This window comes from Ideonella azotifigens (genome assembly GCF_006519715.1).
Taxonomy (GTDB): Bacteria; Pseudomonadota; Gammaproteobacteria; order Burkholderiales; family Burkholderiaceae_C; genus Ideonella; species Ideonella azotifigens.
In genome coordinates this window covers 1-13,564 of sequence record NZ_VIDT01000078.1, presented here as the reverse complement: position 1 = coordinate 13,564, position 13,564 = coordinate 1, and the positions used below count along the sequence as shown (strand labels likewise).

15 protein-coding genes are annotated in these 13,564 nt (G+C 64.5%); 7 read left to right on the top strand and 8 right to left on the bottom strand.

Annotated elements, in window-relative coordinates:
• The 5 genes from FKP22_RS07695 to FKP22_RS07675 form a co-directional block, all read left to right on the top strand.
• A partial coding sequence (locus tag FKP22_RS07695) for an ATP-binding protein (protein ID WP_141286762.1) occupies positions 1-201 on the top strand: 201 nt, incomplete at its 5' end.
• A gap of 622 nt (positions 202-823) precedes the next feature.
• Complete coding sequence (locus tag FKP22_RS07690; RefSeq protein ID WP_141286761.1) at positions 824-1,855, top strand: hypothetical protein; 1,032 nt, start codon at positions 824-826, stop codon at positions 1,853-1,855.
• Positions 1,856-1,948: 93 nt separating this feature from the next.
• Positions 1,949-3,028, top strand: coding sequence for an IS5 family transposase (locus tag FKP22_RS07685; RefSeq protein WP_141286760.1), 1,080 nt, complete (start codon positions 1,949-1,951; stop codon positions 3,026-3,028).
• Between the two features lie 218 nt (positions 3,029-3,246).
• Positions 3,247-3,399, top strand: a complete 153-nt coding sequence (locus tag FKP22_RS07680) for an ATP-binding protein (protein WP_231012745.1) — start codon at positions 3,247-3,249, stop codon at positions 3,397-3,399.
• Positions 3,400-3,517: 118 nt separating this feature from the next.
• Positions 3,518-4,414 carry a lysyl endopeptidase gene (locus FKP22_RS07675; protein WP_141286759.1) on the top strand — a complete coding sequence of 299 codons (897 nt, stop codon included), beginning with the start codon at positions 3,518-3,520 and terminating at the stop codon, positions 4,412-4,414.
• A gap of 40 nt (positions 4,415-4,454) precedes the next feature.
• On the opposite strand, the gene FKP22_RS07670 is transcribed toward FKP22_RS07675, so the two are convergent.
• From FKP22_RS07670 to FKP22_RS07655, 4 genes are all read right to left on the bottom strand, one after another.
• Positions 4,455-5,417 carry a bifunctional riboflavin kinase/FAD synthetase gene (locus FKP22_RS07670; RefSeq protein ID WP_141286758.1) on the bottom strand — a complete coding sequence of 321 codons (963 nt, stop codon included), beginning with the start codon at positions 5,415-5,417 and terminating at the stop codon, positions 4,455-4,457.
• Positions 5,418-5,428: 11 nt separating this feature from the next.
• Positions 5,429-6,160 carry a pseudouridine synthase gene (locus FKP22_RS07665; protein WP_141286756.1) on the bottom strand — a complete coding sequence of 244 codons (732 nt, stop codon included), beginning with the start codon at positions 6,158-6,160 and terminating at the stop codon, positions 5,429-5,431.
• 117 nt (positions 6,161-6,277) lie between these two features.
• Positions 6,278-7,411, bottom strand: a complete 1,134-nt coding sequence (locus FKP22_RS07660) for an acyl-CoA dehydrogenase family protein (protein WP_141286754.1) — start codon at positions 7,409-7,411, stop codon at positions 6,278-6,280.
• A 9-nt stretch (positions 7,412-7,420) separates the two neighbouring features.
• A complete protein-coding gene (locus FKP22_RS07655; RefSeq protein WP_141286753.1) occupies positions 7,421-8,623 on the bottom strand; it encodes an acyl-CoA dehydrogenase family protein in 1,203 nt (400 codons plus the stop codon).
• A gap of 279 nt (positions 8,624-8,902) precedes the next feature.
• Between FKP22_RS07655 and FKP22_RS07650 the strand changes: the two genes are divergently transcribed.
• On the top strand, positions 8,903-9,628 hold the full coding sequence (locus tag FKP22_RS07650) for a phosphoribosyltransferase (RefSeq protein WP_141286751.1): 726 nt from the start codon (positions 8,903-8,905) through the stop codon (positions 9,626-9,628).
• Here the strand turns inward: FKP22_RS07650 and FKP22_RS07645 are convergent.
• From FKP22_RS07645 to FKP22_RS07635, 3 genes are all read right to left on the bottom strand, one after another.
• The gene (locus FKP22_RS07645; RefSeq protein ID WP_141286749.1) at positions 9,591-9,902 is read right to left on the bottom strand and encodes a DUF520 family protein; all 312 of its coding nucleotides are present in this window, start codon (positions 9,900-9,902) and stop codon (positions 9,591-9,593) included. The two genes, FKP22_RS07650 and FKP22_RS07645, sit on opposite strands and share 38 nt — an antisense overlap.
• Positions 9,899-11,401 carry a hypothetical protein gene (locus FKP22_RS07640; RefSeq protein ID WP_141286747.1) on the bottom strand — a complete coding sequence of 501 codons (1,503 nt, stop codon included), beginning with the start codon at positions 11,399-11,401 and terminating at the stop codon, positions 9,899-9,901. The genes FKP22_RS07645 and FKP22_RS07640 overlap by 4 nt, the downstream gene beginning before the upstream one ends.
• A 156-nt stretch (positions 11,402-11,557) precedes the next feature.
• The gene (locus tag FKP22_RS07635; RefSeq protein ID WP_141286745.1) at positions 11,558-12,052 is read right to left on the bottom strand and encodes a YajQ family cyclic di-GMP-binding protein; all 495 of its coding nucleotides are present in this window, start codon (positions 12,050-12,052) and stop codon (positions 11,558-11,560) included.
• Between the two features lie 80 nt (positions 12,053-12,132).
• Between FKP22_RS07635 and murB the strand changes: the two genes are divergently transcribed.
• Entirely contained in the window at positions 12,133-13,149 is a 1,017-nt protein-coding gene (murB, locus tag FKP22_RS07630; RefSeq protein ID WP_141286743.1) for a UDP-N-acetylmuramate dehydrogenase, read from the top strand.
• 1 nt (position 13,150) lies between these two features.
• Here murB and FKP22_RS07625 read toward each other — a convergent pair whose 3' ends face one another.
• A complete protein-coding gene (locus tag FKP22_RS07625; protein ID WP_141286741.1) occupies positions 13,151-13,501 on the bottom strand; it encodes an Hpt domain-containing protein in 351 nt (116 codons plus the stop codon).
• Positions 13,502-13,564: the final 63 nt, after the last annotated feature.

The window sequence follows — 13,564 nt, the reverse complement described above, 5'->3', positions numbered from 1 at the left end:
GACCGTGGCCCAGGCATGAGCGACACCGTGCTGTCGCAAGCCTTGCTGCCGTTCTATTCCACCAAGCGCGCCGGCACCGGCCTGGGCCTGGCGCTGGCCCGCGAAATCGCCGAAGCCCACGGCGGCCGCATCACGCTGGCCAACCGCGAAGGCGGTGGCCTGCGGGTCAGCATCCAGTTGCCGGGGGCGAGGGCCGGCTGAGCGTGCCGCGAATGTGGAAACGCCTGGGTTGCAGTTGTGTAGTAAGTCCCGCATGAGGGGGATTGGGGCATGCATCTCCTCATTGGTAGCGTAATTGCTGCCTACACGACCTCAGGGAGTCATCTTGAAAAGAAGCGTCATTTCGTCCACTATCGCTTTCGCTGTATTAGCTGGATATTTTTCGTCAGCATATTCGGGCGATGTTGAGGAGACTTGCTATCCAGTTTTTCGCCGGGGAAAAGCGGTTCCAAAGGAGCCCGATTGTGTGTCTAAAGCTGCTCAATCGCCCGTAGATCTTAGTACGGCGATCTGCACCGGCTCACCAGACGTAATCGATAGTTATTGCAAAGCCAAATGCGAAGTCGATCCGCTAAAACCGATCAGTGATGCCGATGCAATAGCGTTTGAAAACGGTGCGACCGTTCAGGAAGACAACCTTACCGATGCCACTAAGGCAGCTCTCGCATGCCTGCGAGCTGCCGCTAGCGCCGCAGGCGGTCAACTTGTGGTTACGTCGGCATACAGACCCCAAGCGTATCAAGATCATTTGTAAGAAGTATATTCAAAAGATAAGCTTCTAACTAAGCTAGTTTTGCAGGAGCACGTCGAGGAATGCAGGCCGGTGCCCTACTACGATTCTGTGCATCCGGAAAAGATGCATCATGGCCTAAATTTTATTGTGGGCAAAAAGTCTAATCATTCTAGCGGGACGGCATTTGATGCCGGTTGGGGGGATATTTCCAATATCGACCAACTTGCACAAAGCTGCGGCCTTGTTCGGCCGTGGCCTACAACCGACCGCGTTCATTTCACACTCATTACTCCAGGTCTAGAGATGCTTAAATCCATCGCGTTGTTGGCTTCAGCCTCCGCCATGCAAGTTGCAACTGCTTATGATGCGCCGTCACAATACGGCATAAAGTTAACTGTAGACGCGCGCCACGAGATCGGGACGGACGGCGTGAAGAGAGCGAAATATTCCTATACAATAACTAATGTTAACGCTCCGCTCGTCCGAACTCTGGAGCTGGGATCGGATTCTGATGCTATATCCTCTCAGCAGTTGCTCGTTGATAAGGAGATGTTGATCGCCACGGAAAATATCGTCACTCCTCAAAGCTGGGATGGTGCCGTGTTGAGGGTGGAAGAGGGAAATGCAAAAAAAGCAGTTTCATGGCAGGTTTCATCTTCTACTGATCGCTCTTTGGGAATTGCCAAAGGACAGAGTCAAACTTTTGTCGTGTACACGCCGAAAGTTTTTGCGCCACTTGTGAGTACTGCTATGGTGGTAGGATTTGACTCCTACAAATATACAAGTAATCCTGTGGTTGAGGTGAAGACTTCGGATGTGACCGCGCCCACAATTTCAACTACGGCGAGTTATGCGCCAGCTGCGGACCGCCCAGGTTGGTTGAAGGTTTCTGTGAGTCATGCTCTTGCTGATAACATCGATCCTTATCCGGAGGTTCAACTTAATAAAATTGAGTCTAATCAGGGTATTTCTGCGAAAGATTATGATGCTGTCATTGGATCTGAAGCCAGTGTAATATATCTGAAGCAGGCAAAAGATCGAGTGTACACTTTATATTATAAGGCTTTTGACGCTTCGGGCAATGCCGGGACTAGTAAGACAAAGGTTGATGCCAATAAGTAAGGCGGTTTAGTTCTTAAATCCGACACCTTGGGGCGGTTCTAGAAACCGTCCACCGATGGCTCTGACCAGCTGAGGCTGCGGCAAGATGCCGACATGATCACGCCGCGCATCAAGCCCTCGGGCTTCTTGCCTGAGGAAGCCCCCAACGACATGTTCCTGTTGCGCCATCGCAAGGCCAAGCTCGAAGGCTATGTGCAGACGCTGGCGGCGATGGACGCGCTGATCGACTTCTCCTCGATGGCGGCGGCGGTGGACACGGCCTGCCCCCGAGCTGATCGTGCCAAGGGCGGCCGCCCGCCCTATGCCACCGAGGTGCTGGTGCGGATGGTGTTCCTGCAGGGGCTGTACAACCTCTCGGACGAGCAATGCGAGCATCAGGTGCTCGACCGGCTGAGCTTCCAGCGCTTTTGCCGGCTCGACGGCGCGTTGCACATCCCGGACGCGCGCACACTGTGGACGTTCCGCCAGCGACTGGCGCAGGGCGGGCTTGGCGGCAAGGTCATCTCCGAGACCCTGAGCCAGCAACTGCAGCAGCACGGCTTCATCCCGCGGGGCGGGCAGATGGTGGACGCCAGCATCGTGCAGGCGCCCGTCACGCAAGCCAACGCCAAGGAGCGCGAGACGCTCAATCGGGGCGATGCCCCCGAAGGCTGGAGCGCCAAGCGACTGGCCCACACGGACCGCGACGCGCGCTGGACGATCAAGCACGGCAAGGCCTTCTACGGCTACAAGCTGCATGGCAACGTAGACGCACGCTACAAGCTCATCCGCGAGCTGAAGGTCACGGCGGCCAACGCCGACGACGGCCAGCAACTGCCCAACGTGCTCCAGCCGGCCAATACGCGAGACAAGTTGCTGGCCGACCGGGGCTACGACAGCCAAGCGAACCGGCAGGTGCTGAAGGCACGAGGACTGCAGGACGGCATCGCGCGGCGAGCCAAGCCGGGCCAGACAGCCAAGACGCGGCTGAACCAGCGCAACCGGACCATCAACAAGACCCGGGCACGGGTGGAGCACGTCTTCGCCAGCCTGGCGCAGCAAGGCGGCAAGTGCGTGCGGGCGATGACCCTGGCGCGCAACGCGCTGGCCATCACGCTGCAGTGCGCGGCTTACAACGCGCGCAGGCTGGTGTGGCTGGTCAAGAGCAGTTGTGCGTCCGCGTTGACCGCGTGAGCGGCAAATGACCCGTCGCGGAACGCGGCGATGGGTCAAACAGTCACCCGCGGACCGAAATATGCCCCCTCGGACACGGCGGGCCTCGATTCGCGTGGCCTTCAGGTCTGCGCGCGGGGTTTCAGGAAGTGCCCCTTGCCGACCGGTAAGATGTGAGGATGATGGGAAGGGAAGATGTCCACAAGTGCAACCGAAGCGATACCGTCCTCTCCCACGCCTTGCCGTCCTACTCCAAGCGCGCCGGCACCGGCCTGGGCCTAGCGCTGGCCCGCGAAATCGCCGAAGCCCGCGGCGGCCGCATCACGCTGGCCAACCGCGAAGGCGGTGGCCTGCGGGTCAGCATCCAGTTGCCGGGGGCGAGGGGCGTCTGAGGCTGGCCCTCGCCTTGCCTGAACTGTCTACACGCGCATACCCATTTGGGTAGCTGGTCGGCCTGCAAGCATGCAGATAGCATCGGCGCCTTGACCATTGTCCGATCAGGAGTCTTTGATGAAATTCTCCCGTGCGCTTGCCCCATTGTTGGCATCGGCGTTCTTGTCAAGCTGGTTGCCGGGCGTCGCCTCTGCGGCATCCGCGCCTCAGGGCTACTCGGGCATCTTCGGCGGCGGCCCGCTGTACATCACCTCCAAGGGCGCCTCCCAGAACATCACCGAGCTGGCGAACTCCGGCTTCACCGAGATCATCGTCTGGAGTGTGGAGGTCAAACCCAATGGCGACCTCAACCTGAACGGCGAGTTCCCGCTGACTTCCGAGGGTGTCTATATCGGCGACCAGACCTACCCTGACTTTGCGTCCGACATGGCCCGGCTCAAGCAGGGCAAGGTCAAGCGCGTGACCTTCAGCATCGGCTCGTCCAACTTCGGGGACTGGCAGGACATCGCCGCGCTCGTGCAGAGCCAGGGCACCGGCCCCGACAGCATCCTCTACAAGACCTTCGCAGCCCTCAAGACCGCGATCCCGGCGATCGACGCCATCGATTTCGACGACGAAAACAGCTTCGATCTGGCCAGCACGGTGAAGTTCGGCGTCATGCTGGGCAAGCTGGGCTTCCATGTGGTGCCCGACCCTTACTTCAACGCCTCGTACTGGACGCAGGTCGCCGCGAAGATCAACAAGCAACTGCCCGGCACCGTGGACGGCGTGCACCTGCAAGCGTATGCAGGCGGCACCGGCAACAGCCCCTGCGAGGGCTGGGACTTCGGCGACGTGCCCGTCTTCCCGTTCCTGTGGGACGCCGACGACAGCCCGCGGCAAGTGGGCCGCCAGATGCAAAGCTGGCACACCGAATGCGGCATCGTGGGCGGCGGCCTCTGGCTGTATGACGACCTCGTCGGCACCGGGAAAACCGCGAAGTACGCCCAGGCCATCAACGCCGGCGTGAAGTAGCCGCGTCAGGCGCCGGCCCCAGCCAGGGCCTGGCGCTTTTTCAGATCTTCCAGTAGGCCTTCGCGTCGACGACGTCCTGCTCAATGCCCGCCCGCAGCGCGTCCAGCGACTCGTACTTGCGTTCGTCGTGCAGCTTGTGCATCAGGTCGACCTGCAGGATGCGGGCGTAGCCGCCTTCGATGGCGACGTCGGCGGGCCAGTCCAGGCAGTGGACTTCGAGCAGCACGCGGCCGGCGTCTTCAATGGTGGGGCGCACGCCCAGGCTGGCCACGCCGGGCAGCGGCTGGGCGCCCAGGCCGTGCACGCGCACGACGAAGATGCCTTGGGCTGCGGGGCGGTGCGACGGGAAGCGCAGGTTCAGGGTGCGAAAGCCCAGGTCGCGGCCGAGCTTGCGGCCGTGCACCACATGGCCGCTGATGCTGTAGGGCCGGCCCAGCAGCGCGGCGGCGCGCTCCATCGCGCCTTCGGACAAGGCCTCGCGCACGGCCGAGCTGGACACCCGCATGCCGTGCACTTCGTAGCTGAGCATGCGGGCCACGTCGAAGCCCAGCGCGTTACCGGCGTTGTCCAGCATCGCGTAGTCGCCGGCGCGCTTGGCGCCGAAGCGGAAATCGTCGCCCACCAGCACGTAGCGGGCGTTCAGCTGCTGGACCAGCACCTGCTCGATGAAGTCCTGAGGCGTCTGGCTGGCAAGGCGGCGGTCGAAGCGCATCAGCACCACGTCGTCCACGCCGCAGCGCTCCAGTTCCTGCAGCTTGTCGCGCAGCGTGGCAATGCGCAGCGGGGCCAGTTCGGGCTTGCCGGCCTGTTGGGCAAACCAGTCGCGCGGGTGGGGTTCGAAGGTCATCACGCAGCTGCGCAAGCCCCGGTGCTTCGCTTCGTTGTTGAGCAGCGCCAGCATGGCCTGGTGGCCCCGGTGCACGCCGTCGAAGTTGCCGATGGTCAGCGCGCAGCCTTGCGGGCCCTGGGCAGACGGAGGAATGTGGCCGCGGAAGACTCTCATGAGGAAAACGATTATCCGGCCTGTGCCGGCAGGTCCTGGTGCGGCCGGCCCAGTTCGGTCAGCGACCAGCCGTCGATCCAGCACCATTGGCCGGCCGCCAGGGTCCCGGGGATGTGCAGCGGGCCAAACGAACTGCGGTGCAGCGTCTCGACCCGGTTGCCCACCGCAGCCAGCATGCGCTTGACCTGGTGGTACTTGCCTTCGGTCAACGTGAGCCGCAGGTGGGTTTCGCTGACGGCCTCGCAGGCGGCGGCGCGCACGGGGGCAGGGTCGTCATCCAGCACCACGCCAGCCAGCAGGCGTTCGACCTGGCTGGCGTCGACGGGATGCTTGCAACCCACCTCGTAGACCTTGGGCACGTGGTGTTTGGGCGAGGTGAGGCGGTGGATCAGCGTGCCGTCGTCGGTCAGCAGCAGCAGGCCGGTGGTGTCTTCGTCTAGCCGGCCGATGGGCTGGACCTCGCGCTGGCGCAGTGGCGCCGGCAGCAGCGTCATCACGCTGGGATGGTGCTTGGGCTTGCGCGAGCACTCGTAGCCGGCGGGCTTGTGCAGCAGCACCAGCGCCTTGGCGTGGTAGGGCCAGCGCTGGCCTTCGACCGTCAGCACCAGGCCTTCGGTTGGCAGGTCTTCATCCGGGTCGTCCAGCTCTCGCCCGTCCAGCTGCACCAGCCCGGCGTAGACCATGCCAGCGCAGACGCGCCGGGTGCCGAAGCCTTGGGAAAACAGGATCTGGCTGAGTTTCATGGGGCGCGATTGTCCCCCAGCCGGGACAATGGGGCACCCGGCCACGCGGATACGTGAGTCCACTCGCCGAGCGGGTCGCGCGACCGCGTGGCGCGCCTCCCCGTGGCCGGTGTGCCTCTAGGCGAAGACGCCAGCGGTGTCCTGCATGCGATCCGAGACTTCGCCGAGGTGATGCAGCGTGTCGCCAAACTGCATCTCCATCATCGTCAGCCGCTTGAAGTAGTGGCTGGCCAGGTATTCGTCGGTCACGCCAATGCCGCCGTGCAGCTGGATGCACTGCTGGCCGACAAAGCGGGCCGACTGGTTCAGCTGTACCTTGGCCTGGCTGAGCGCGCGGCGGCGGGCCGGGGCCGCTTCGCCCAGCTTCAGCGTGGCGTAGTAGCTCATCGAGCGGGCCAGTTCGAGCTGCATCTTCACATCGGCGATGCGGTGGCGCAGCGCCTGGAAGTGCGTCAGCGTCACGCCGAACTGCTTGCGCGTGTTCATGTACTCCACCGTGATCGCGGTCAGCTTGTCCATCAGGCCGACGCCTTCGGCGCACAGCGCGGCAATGCCGATGTCCACGCCTTGCTGCAGCGCTGCAAAGCCTTCTTCAGCGACCAGCGCGGCAGGAGCTTGGACCAGCGTCAGCTCGGCGGCGCGGGCGCCGTCCTGCGTGGGGTAGCCCTTGACGGTGACACCTGCCGCGCCGCGCTCGACCAGGAACAGCGCAATGCCGGCTTCGCTGTCCACGTCGCCCGAGATGCGGGCCGGGACAATGAAGGCATCGGCCTCGTCGCCGGCCGGCACCACGCTTTTCACGCCTTCCAGGGTCCAGCCCTCGCCGGCTTGGTGGGCGCGCGTCGTGACGTGGCGCAGCTTGTAGCGCGCGCCGGCCTCCTGGTGCGCCAGCACGACCAGCGCTTCGGCGCTGGCCATCTTCGGCAGCCACTCGGCCTGCAGCGGCTCGGGCGCGTCGGCCAGCAGGGCAGGGGCGATCAGCGCGCCCTGGGCGACCGGGGCGTTGACCAGGCCGCGGCCGAGTTCTTCCATCACCACCATGGCCTCGACAGCGCCGAAGCCCAGGCCGCCATGAGCCTCAGGAATGGTGAGGCCGGCCAGGCCCAGCTCGGCCAGCTCGGCATAGACCGCGCGGGTGGCGCCACCAGCCTTGGCCAGCTGGTGCCGGCGCTCGAAGGCGAAACCCTTGTCGACCCAGCGGGCCACCGCGTCGCGCAGCGAGACTTGGTCGTCGGAGAAATCGAAGTCCATGTTGTTTCCTCAGGCGCCCAGCACGGTCTGGCTGACGATGTTGCGTTGCACTTCGTTGCTGCCGCCGTAGATGGTGGTCTTGCGCAGGTTGAAATAGGTACTTGAAAGCGGCGCGCACTCGCCGGCGTTGCCAGGCCACAGCCCGCCCAGCGCCTGGTCGCCCTGCCAGCCGGCTTCCATGGCCTCGTGGATGAACGGCACGCTCAGCGGGCCGCCTGCCAGCATCATCAGCTCGGCATAACGTTGCTGAATCTCGCTGCCGCGGATCTTCAAGAGACCCGCTACGTCCAGGCTCTGCTTGCCGCTCTTCTCTGCGGACAGCACGCGCAGCACCATCATCTCCAGCGCCACGATGTCCACCTCCAGCAGCGCGATCTGGTCGCGGAAGCGGGTGTCGTCGTACACGCCCTGCGACTTGGCGATGCGCTTCAAGCGCTCCAGCTCGCGCTTGGCGCGGTTCACGTCCGCGATGTTGGTGCGCTCGTGGGCCAGCAGGTGCTTGGCGTAGGTCCAGCCCTTGTTCTCTTCGCCGATCAGGTTCTCGGCCGGCACCTCGACGTTGTCGAAGAAGACCTCGTTCACCTCGTGTTCGCCGTCCAGCATGATGATGGGCCGCACGGTCACGCCGGGGCTCTTCATGTCGATCAGCAGGAAGCTGATGCCGGTCTGCGGCTTGCCGGAAGTGTCGGTGCGCACGAGGCAGAAGATCCAGTCGCCGAACTGGCCCAGCGTGGTCCAGGTCTTCTGGCCGTTGACGATGTACTTGTCGCCTTGCCGTTCGGCGCGTGTCTTCACCGAGGCCAGGTCCGAGCCCGAGCCCGGCTCGCTGTAACCCTGGCTCCACCAGACCTCGCCGGAGGCAATGCCCGGCAGGAAGCGCTGCTGCTGCTCGGCACTGCCGAAGGCCATGATGACCGGCGCCACCATCACCGGCCCAAACGGGATGATGCGCGGCGCGCCGGCCAGCGCGCACTCTTCCTCGAACAGGTGCTTCTGCACCGCGTTCCAGCCCGGCCCGCCAAACTGCTTGGGCCAGCCGTAGCCCAGCCAGCCCTGCGCGCCCAGGATCTTGGCCCAGCGTTGCAGGTCATCGCGACTCAGGCGCTGGGCCTGGTGCACCTTGCTGCTGATCTCCTTGGGCAGGTGCTCGGCCACCCAGTCGTGGATCTGCTGGCGGAAAGCCAGTTCGTCCGGCGTGAAATTGAGGTCCATGAGGCTTGTCTCCGATCTCTCCGATTTTTAGCACGATCGTTCGCCTTCATCCTGTCCCCCCAGCGACAAGCGGGCCATGGGGTTTTCACGTGTTGGCGGGGCTCATGTTTGGCGGGGTTCCGTCCCCTCCAGCGTCTTCAAATTCCTCTTCGCGCTCCTGGTGGCCGCCCGGATGCTGCGCCCTAACCCACCAGAAAAGCGGGCGGGACCGGGCCGAGCTGAGCGCTTGAGCACCGTCTCAACTGGTATTGCCAACATGCCGAATGACACAATGCCCTGGTGTCCAGCCTTGCTGCCCAACCACCCAGGGTGCCATGGGGTGATTTCCCCGACGTGTTGATTCATGCAAATGAATCGGCGGTCAAGCAGCACCCTGCCTACAAGGCTGCCAAATCGGGCCATGGCGATGCTGCGATGGCGCTCGTGGCGGACACGATGAACCTCGGCCAGAACGCGGCCCTGCAAGCTTTGATGGGGGCTCGCAAGCCTATTTTGGTGAGCGCCCACGCCTATGAGCAGGAAGGCGTGAATGCCATCCCCGAGATCTTTGCCGATGAACTCAGCAAGACCCTGGGTTGGCCGGTAGATCCCTCGGTGCTGCAGGTCAACGTGGTGGCTCACACCGGCGCGGACGGCTTTTCTCGCCTGGCCCGACAGGCGGAGTTCGCCGGCACTGTGCAGGCCGGCTGTGACTACGTGATGGTGGACGACTTCGTCGGCATGGGCGGCACGCTGGCCAATCTGCGCGGACACATCGAAACCCAGGGCGGTCGGGTCTTGGCGGCTGTCTGTTTGACCGGCAAGCCCCATTCCGCCAAACTCAGCCCGACACAGTCACGCTTACAGGAACTGAGAGCCAAACATGGACGACAGCTGGAAGAGTGGTGGATCGAACGATTCGCTCACGGCTTCGACGCGCTTACTGAATCAGAAGCTCGGTACCTCGCCCGCACCGCGTCGTTTGACCTCATCCGAGATCGAATTGCTCAGAGCCAGCAAGCGTGAACTGGCTGCCCTGGCCTTCGCGGCCAAGGGATTGGGAACAAGCCGAAAGCCTTCGGGCGGCCAGTGAGCCGGGCCGGCATTTGCCTGCCAATGCTCGATCCAAGAGGTTCTCTTGCCGTAGCGGCTGGTCGTTCAAGTCCTGCTTCAGCTGGGCAATGGCAGCCTGCAGGTCATCGCGGTTTTTGCCGGTGACGCAACTCGTTGCCCTGGATTTTCGGGGGAATTTGTCCGCAGGGAGCAGCAGGCGCCAGGAATTCCTGGTTGCCAGGATCAAGGCACGCCAGCCTGGGAGGCCTGCGGAGGGGGTGGCGCACCGCTGGCATCACTTCTCAGCGAATCCATGCGTCCCTGGACCAGGGCCTGACTGAATTCTTCGGCGAGCTGTTCAGTGACCGTCCAGGGGGCGTCCGGTCGGACGCGCTCGAAGCTGAACTCGCCCTCCAACACCGTGCCGCTGCCCATGCCCAGCATGCCCATCAATTCGTCGTTGCGCTCGATCAGCAGGCGGCAGCGCTGGCGCTGGCCATCGGCTTCGGGCCGGCAGGGGGCAAGGGGTTCGATTTCCGCAATCTCGCGCTGACGGTCGGCCGAGAGTGTGGACAACTGGGTGCCGCCGGACTTGAGCGCAAGCTGCCGTGCGAGTGTTGCAGTCAGGGCCGATGAGGGCCGATGCAGGGTGGCTACGCCGTCGCGGAAGGCAGCTTCCAACGCCGTGCGGCCAATGGGCGCGGCTTGCTGGGCGAAGTCACCGTCCGAGGTCAGGTGCGAAAAACGGGCCTGCACGATGCGCGGCTCGGCGCCGACGATGTGGAAGCCCTCGGTCTTCTCCTTGTCGCTGTCATCCGTGTTCGCGCCCTGCGGCTGCCCGCGGGCAATGGTGTACGCATAGGGAATCTCCTCGCCCTGGATGGCCAGCTGTGCCACGCAGCCACGGATCTGGTGGGCCTTGGCGAAACCCACCTCCTGCGGATTTTTCAGCTGCGGCAGCCCGGGGGATTCGCCGCGCAAGGCCGCCATCGGGTTGCTGCTGCGGGCGTCGATGGTGGTGCGGAAGAACATGCTGTTCAGGGATGCCAGCGTGTTCTTGTCCGCGCAGCCCGGCACAGGGGTCGGCGCAAAGATGCTCCAGGCTGCAGCGCCTGTCACCAGCACGAAGCCGGCCAGCCACAGCCAGGGTCCACCCGGGAAGATTTGGCGCAGCGCTGCCTTGCGCATCACCCGGTTGACTTCGCCCGCCAATGCGTCGTGCTCGGCCAGCACGGCGCGCGCTTCATCGCCCGCTGGTCCACCCGGTAGGGTCGCCACGCGCGCCTTCACGGCGGCTATTTCCTCGGGTGAAAGCAAGGCTTCGGCCGAGATCCACAGCAGCGCGAGGGCTGGCGAGGCCAGAGGGGGCTGGCCTTCAGCGGCAGCCTGAGCCTTGGCATGTTGGTCCAAGCTGAGGATCTGCAGGTCGCGCAGCGTGAGCAGGGACTGCTGCGTACGCTGGCGCTCCCACTGTCGCAATGCCTCAGCGGTGTCGGCGGCGATCTGGCGGCGCAGTGTTCGCTGCGCGTCGGTCAGCTCCGCGGCAAGCAGTGCCCGCGTGGGGGAGAGCGTCTCTTCCGAAGTGATCTTTCGGTAGATCAGCCAGCGCAGCAACTCCGCTGGCACCAGGTCAGACGGCAGCGATGCCAGCTCAGGGTGGGCGAGGGCCTGCTGGCGTTCGGTGGCGTTGAGCAGGTGCAACTCGACGAGCGTGTGCAGCGCGGGGTGTGTGTCCGTCTCTTGCATGGTGGTGGCTCCCTGGGAATGATGCGCGGTCAGACCCGCAGGGGGCCCGGTGCCACGCAGATGGCACGACGCCCCGCGAGGGCGGGGCGTCGTGGATGAATGCGTGAGACTGCGGCTAGCCGCCTCCCGGCGGTGCTGCAGGCCAGCGCGCGAGCGTCAGTCGCGGAAGTTCTTGTGCGTCAGCGGCTGCTCGGGAAACTCTTTCTTGAGCAGCGCGATGGCCTGTTGCAGGTCGTCGCGGTTCTTGCCGGTGACGCGCACTTCGTTGCCCTGGATGCTGGCCTGGACCTTGAGCTTGCTGTTCTTGATCGCGCCGGTGATCTTCTTGGCCAGCTCGGACTCGATGCCGTCCTTGATCTTGTCGACGCGGCGCAGCTTGTCGCCGCCAAGCTTTTCCAGCTTCTCGCCCTTGTCGATGAAGTTGATCGTCACGCCCTGCTTGGTCAGCTTGCTGACGAGCACCTCGTTGATCTGGTCGATCTGGAAGTCGCTGTCGCCGACCAGGTGGATCTCCTTTTCCTTCTCCTTGAGCTCGACGCTGGCACTGGTGCCCTTGAAATCGAAGCGGGTGCCGATTTCCTTGATGGCGGTGCTGACGCCGTTGTTGATCTTGACCATGTCGGGTTCGAGGGCGACGTCAAAGCTGGGCATGGCAGGAAACTTTCGGAAATAGCAGGCGCTGTTTGGCCTGCAAGGGCAAAGGAGAACGGGGAATAGCAGAAAATTCTGCCATGCAAATCGAAGCGGGCGTGAGCCTGAAGTCCTATAACACCTTTGGCCTGCCCGCGGTGGCCGGCCGGCTGGTGCGCATCACCGCAGACGCCGACGTGCGCCGGCTGCTGGAGCTGCCGGGCCTGGGCGGCGCGCCCAAGTTCGTGCTGGGCGGCGGCAGCAACGTGATCCTGACCCGGGACATGCCTGAGCTGGTGCTGAAGGTCGAGGTCAAGGGCATGCGCGTGGCGAGCGAAACGGCGGACGCCTTCATCGTCGAAGCCGGCGGCGGCGAGTCCTGGCACGACCTGGTCGCGTGGACGCTGGACCACGGCCTGCCCGGGCTGGAGAACATGGCGCTGATCCCCGGCACCGTGGGCGCGGCGCCGGTGCAGAACATTGGCGCCTACGGGCTGGAGCTGCAGGACCGCTTCGACTCGCTGGACGCGGTGGACCTGGTGACCGGCCGCAGCGTGCGGCTGGACGCTTCGCAATGCAAGTTCGGCTACCGCGACAGCATCTTCAAGCAGGCCCTGGCCGGCAAGAGCCTGATCACCCGGGTGCGCTTTCGCCTGCCCAGGCACTGGCAGCCGGTGCTGGGCTACCTGGACCTGGAGCGCAAGATGGCCGAGACCGGCAACCACGCGCCCGATGCCCGCACCCTCTTCGACTGGGTCTGCGCGATCCGCCGCGCCAAGCTGCCGGACCCGGCGGTGATCGGCAACGTCGGCAGCTTCTTCAAGAACCCGCTGGTCACGGCCGAGCAGTGTCGCGACATCATCGCCCGCGACCCGCATGTGGTGCACTACCCGATGGACGGCGGCGGCTTCAAGCTGGCGGCCGGCTGGCTGATCGACGCCTGCGGCTGGAAGGGCAAGACGGTGGGCCATGCGGGGGTCTACGAGAAGCAGGCGCTGGTGCTGGTGAACCGCGGCGGCGCCATCGGCTCCGAGGTGCAGACGCTGGCGCGGGCGATTCAAGAGAGCGTATACGGCCGCTTCGGCATCCGGCTGGAGATTGAGCCGGTGGTGGTCTAACTCACAGGAAGCCCAGGCACTCGCAAAGCGCCTGGCAGCGCGCCCAGCGCTCGCTCAAGCGTTCGGCCATGCGCTCGGCCTGGTCCGGCTGCTCGGCCAGCGCGTCGGCCTGGTGTTCGATCTCACGGGCCAGTTCGGCGATGCCGGCCTGGCCGACCAGTTCGGCAGCACCCTTGATCGCGTGGGCATGCTGGCGGATGCGGGCCGGCGCTTGCTCGCCCAGTGCTTCGCACAGCGCGGGCAGGGTGCCGCCGCTGTCGGCGAAGAAGTCGCGCAGCAGCGGGCGCAGGCCGTCGGCCGTCAGCAGCACGCACAGCTCGCCCAGCGTGGACAGGTTCAGGTGGCGGGCCATGTCGCCGGGTCGGGGGCGGACAGGCACAGCAGGGTGTGGCTGCGGAGCCTCGGCCGCTACGCT

What these genes read in the sequence shown, in the direction of transcription:
- murB (WP_141286743.1), top strand. Translation starts at nt 12,133, where the DNA reads ATGCAAATCGAAGCGGGCGTGAGCCTGAAGTCCTATAACACCTTTGGC.
- FKP22_RS07670 (WP_141286758.1), bottom strand. Translation starts at nt 5,417, where the DNA reads ATGAGAGTCTTCCGCGGCCACATTCCTCCGTCTGCCCAGGGCCCGCAA.
- FKP22_RS07635 (WP_141286745.1), bottom strand. Translation starts at nt 12,052, where the DNA reads ATGCCCAGCTTTGACGTCGCCCTCGAACCCGACATGGTCAAGATCAAC.
- FKP22_RS07685 (WP_141286760.1), top strand. Translation starts at nt 1,949, where the DNA reads ATGATCACGCCGCGCATCAAGCCCTCGGGCTTCTTGCCTGAGGAAGCC.
- FKP22_RS07675 (WP_141286759.1), top strand. Translation starts at nt 3,518, where the DNA reads ATGAAATTCTCCCGTGCGCTTGCCCCATTGTTGGCATCGGCGTTCTTG.
- FKP22_RS07665 (WP_141286756.1), bottom strand. Translation starts at nt 6,160, where the DNA reads ATGAAACTCAGCCAGATCCTGTTTTCCCAAGGCTTCGGCACCCGGCGC.
- FKP22_RS07655 (WP_141286753.1), bottom strand. Translation starts at nt 8,623, where the DNA reads ATGGACCTCAATTTCACGCCGGACGAACTGGCTTTCCGCCAGCAGATC.
- FKP22_RS07640 (WP_141286747.1), bottom strand. Translation starts at nt 11,401, where the DNA reads ATGCAAGAGACGGACACACACCCCGCGCTGCACACGCTCGTCGAGTTG.
- FKP22_RS07660 (WP_141286754.1), bottom strand. Translation starts at nt 7,411, where the DNA reads ATGGACTTCGATTTCTCCGACGACCAAGTCTCGCTGCGCGACGCGGTG.
- FKP22_RS07625 (WP_141286741.1), bottom strand. Translation starts at nt 13,501, where the DNA reads ATGGCCCGCCACCTGAACCTGTCCACGCTGGGCGAGCTGTGCGTGCTG.